We start from the raw sequence: 3,557 nt of genomic DNA on the forward strand, positions 1-3,557 counted from the left end.
CCACCCATTAAAAAAAACTGAATGAGAGGAGATATACAATCGGAATTAAGACAACATTTGGATAATAAGGAAACTTTGCTTTGGACAGGACAACCGAAAAAGGGTATTGTCTTTAGAACAGCAGATATTTTCCTAATACCATTCAGTATATTATGGTGCGGATTTGCTATATTTTGGATGTTTATGGCTTCACAAGGTGGTGGAATTTTTGCCTTATTTGGAATTCCTTTTGTGATTATAGGACTAATATTTGTATTTGGGAGATTTATAATTGACGCAAAACAACGGGAAAACACTTATTATGGATTGACAGAAGACAGAATAATTATAAAAAGCGGAATATTCTCTAAGAATGTAAAATCGTTAAACATTAGAACCTTATCTGACATTGAGTACAACGAAAAAAATGACGGAAGTGGAACTATCTCTATCGGACCAAAAAACCCAATGATGATATGGGGAAATGGAATGAATTGGTGGCCTGGAATGAAAGCAAACCCGCAACTTGATTTGATAAAGAATGTAAGAAAAGTTTATAATCAAATAATAGAAATACAGAAAGAAAAATAACGTGTGGTAACAACACCTATACGTAATACGGGGTTTAGGTTTAATCGAAAAGGGGTTGCTTATTTGGTTTGCCGCCAAAGATTTAAATTTAGTATTTTAGAAAAGATAAAAACAAAACATAAACTTTGGCTAAGTGCTGGCTCGAAAATCTGTGATTTTTTGCTCCCGCACTACGCATAGCTAAACGTTAGCTGCAAGTCTGAACAAATGAATTTCACACATGAACAAATACAGTCTTATTTCTCGAGAATTGAAAAGTTGAATTGGGAATCAAAACCAAAGTTTGGGAAGATGAATGTCAATCAAATGGTTTGCCATTGTTCTGACTTTTTTCGAATGGCAACTGGAACAAAAAAAGCTGAGGAATACGGAATTGTAGACCCAAAGAAAGTTGTCGAACTTTCCCGCTCTGGAAAGACCGCACCCGCCCCAAAGGGATTTGGACAAGTTGAGGGAGACGGAACTTCACCTACGGAATTGGAAAATGACAAAGGAATTCTTAAAGAATACATTTTACAGTTTTCCGAATTGGACAAAGGTTATGAATTTGCCGAACATCCATACTTCGGACTTATAAACAGGGAACGTTGGATTGAACTTGCGAATTATCATTTGAATCATCACTTGAAACAATTTGGAGTTTAAATGAAAAAGACCAGCAGCTAACACAGTGTATAATTAATTGCGGTCGGAATTTCCACATGGAAATTCCTGCAATCAATTAACTTTGGTAACAGGCGGACATTTTCCGTTGGAAAAGTCCGCAACTAATCATACACGAACCGTTGTAGTGCATTTGAGAAATGAGCAAACTAACCAAAATAGAAGCAATAGAAAAAGTAAAGGACGAGCTTTCAAAAATTGACGGAAAAGGAAAGAAATCTCGAACTGGACGATTTGTTGTTTCTGCTTTAAGTAGTATTCCTTGGGTTGGAGGAGTCATTGCCGCAAGTTCTGCTCTACACGCAGAAAAAGAACAAGGAAAAATTAATGACTTACAAAGAATTTGGTTAGAGGAACATCAACGAAAAATTGAGGAACTCTACTATACGATTTACCAAATTCACGAAGCGTTAGAAAACTCTGAACCCGAAGTCCACGAAAGAATGGAAAGCGAAGAGTATTTGTCTTTGATTAAAAAAGGATTTAAAGAGTGGGACAATGCCGAAACCTTCCAAAAAAAGGAATATTTGAGAAAATTGTTGACTAACGCCTGTGCAATCAACCTCACGACTGATGATTTAATTCAACTTTTCATAGAATGGATTTCTACTTATCACGAAACACATTTTATGGTCATTCGAGAAATCTACAAGAATCGTGGAATTACGAGAGGTCAAATTTGGGATAAACTCAATGGAACACGTCCAGCCGAAAACTCTTTAGAAGCAGATTTGTTTAAGCGACTGATAAGGGACTTGAGTATGGGAGGAATTATTCGCCAACACAGAGAAACTGACTATGCTGGAAATTTTATCAAAAAAACAAATAGACGGACTAAATCTTCCACGTTAAAATCAGCTTTTGACAACTTTGAACCTTATGAATTGACGGAATTAGGACAAAGTTTTGTGCATTACACAATGGAAGAAGTAGTAACCAAAATTGGAGAATAATGGAACTTAAATATTGTTGGAGATGTAAAATGGAAGTTCCTATGCTTGATAAAGAAGAACACGCAATTGCATCTAAACTATATGCAAAAGGATTTAAAGTTTTAAAAAAAGACAGACAAGAACGTTTTAAAGAATTATTAGATTACTATAATGATTTGACAGGATTTGGAGAAACTGAACCTAATGCAATTATGCATCATGCTATAGGAATGTTTGGACCTGACTGTGAAAATTGTGGAAAACCATACAGAACGCCAGAAGCGAAATTATGTGCTGCTTGTGGTAACAAAAGAATTATAACTGAATAAAAACGCACTACAACAATGGCTATAAACAATTGCTATTACAGGCTTATCCTGAAAATTCCTGCGGAATTTTCAGCTTGTCGCGTACTGTAAAAGTTCGTGCAACCCCACGCAACTGTTCATAGCCGAGACCGTTGTGCTTCATTACCAGAAACCGCTAACCAATGATAAAGTTCTTTAGAAAAATTCGCCAAAACTTGCTTTTGGAAAACAAAACTGGAAAGTATTTTAAATATGCTATCGGAGAAATAATCCTGGTTGTAATTGGAATTCTGATAGCGTTAAATATTAATAATTGGAATGAAAGTAGAAAACTAGAAGATAGTAAACTTCATCTAATGCAAGCGCTAAAAAATGAACTGGTTAGAAATAAAGGTGGTTTAGAACATTATGTTAATGAATTGAATAAAAGTAACTCGAATTTCAATAAAGTATTACTTTATTCTGTGGGTGACTATGAAATTCCAATGGATAGTTTAAAATACTATCTCTCAAATATGATATATCCTCGTACATTATCGGTTGTTAATGCTGTACAGGAAGAAGCAATTAATTCTGGCAAATTCGAATTGTTGGGTGACAGTTTAAAGGCCAGTTTGTCACTACTAAAAGATTTTACCAACTCAAGAAGTTCAACCCTCGACAAGGGGTTTGATATTTATCATTTTTACAATGATAGACAAACACAAGAATTAATAGCTCGTTTATATATGTCGCCATCTGTTCCTGATGAGTTTAATGATCATCCATCAATTCCAATGCACCCTGATCTTTTGCTTGATAACCTTCAATTATCAACACTGTTAAAAGAGCCTGACACTTATTTGAACTTAAAGAATATAAACCTCACTTATTTGAGTGATGAAATCTGGATTAGATATGGACTTTTACGTGTTACAAACGAAACAATTGAAATTATAGACCAAGAATTAAAAAAATAACGAAAGCACAACAATGCCTATAAGTAATTGCTTGTTCTCACCTACTTCTGAAAATCCTCGCGGATTTTCAGCTTGGTGTATACTTGTAAAGTCAAGTGCTAAATCACGCAACTACTCATAGCCGA

5 protein-coding genes are annotated in these 3,557 nt (G+C 34.9%); all 5 read left to right on the forward strand.

Annotation, left to right across the window (positions count from 1 at the left end):
* Positions 1–21 precede the first annotated feature (21 nt).
* The 5 genes from AACM45_RS20105 to AACM45_RS20125 all read left to right on the forward strand — a co-directional run bounded on the left by AACM45_RS20105 (position 22) and on the right by AACM45_RS20125 (position 3,432).
* Positions 22–570, forward strand: coding sequence for a PH domain-containing protein (locus tag AACM45_RS20105; protein WP_339144983.1), 549 nt, complete (start codon positions 22–24; stop codon positions 568–570).
* Between the two features lie 207 nt (positions 571–777).
* Complete coding sequence (locus tag AACM45_RS20110) at positions 778–1,215, forward strand: DinB family protein (protein ID WP_339144984.1); 438 nt, start codon at positions 778–780, stop codon at positions 1,213–1,215.
* 158 nt (positions 1,216–1,373) lie between these two features.
* A complete protein-coding gene (locus tag AACM45_RS20115; RefSeq protein WP_339144985.1) occupies positions 1,374–2,186 on the forward strand; it encodes a hypothetical protein in 813 nt (270 codons plus the stop codon).
* Entirely contained in the window at positions 2,186–2,494 is a 309-nt protein-coding gene (locus AACM45_RS20120; protein WP_339144987.1) for a hypothetical protein, read from the forward strand. The genes AACM45_RS20115 and AACM45_RS20120 overlap by 1 nt, the downstream gene beginning before the upstream one ends.
* Positions 2,495–2,655: 161 nt before the next feature.
* Positions 2,656–3,432 carry a DUF6090 family protein gene (locus tag AACM45_RS20125; RefSeq protein WP_339144988.1) on the forward strand — a complete coding sequence of 259 codons (777 nt, stop codon included), beginning with the start codon at positions 2,656–2,658 and terminating at the stop codon, positions 3,430–3,432.
* The last annotated feature ends 125 nt before the right edge of the window (positions 3,433–3,557 follow it).

It is taken from the genome of Croceitalea sp. MTPC5 (genome assembly GCF_036985505.1).
Lineage (GTDB): Bacteria > Bacteroidota > Bacteroidia > Flavobacteriales > Flavobacteriaceae > Croceitalea.

Excerpts from the sequence above, each read along its gene's own strand:
- AACM45_RS20125 (WP_339144988.1), top strand. The coding sequence starts at position 2,656 with ATGATAAAGTTCTTTAGAAAAATTCGCCAAAACTTGCTTTTGGAAAAC.
- AACM45_RS20110 (WP_339144984.1), top strand. The coding sequence starts at position 778 with ATGAATTTCACACATGAACAAATACAGTCTTATTTCTCGAGAATTGAA.
- AACM45_RS20120 (WP_339144987.1), top strand. The coding sequence starts at position 2,186 with ATGGAACTTAAATATTGTTGGAGATGTAAAATGGAAGTTCCTATGCTT.
- AACM45_RS20105 (WP_339144983.1), top strand. The coding sequence starts at position 22 with ATGAGAGGAGATATACAATCGGAATTAAGACAACATTTGGATAATAAG.
- AACM45_RS20115 (WP_339144985.1), top strand. The coding sequence starts at position 1,374 with ATGAGCAAACTAACCAAAATAGAAGCAATAGAAAAAGTAAAGGACGAG.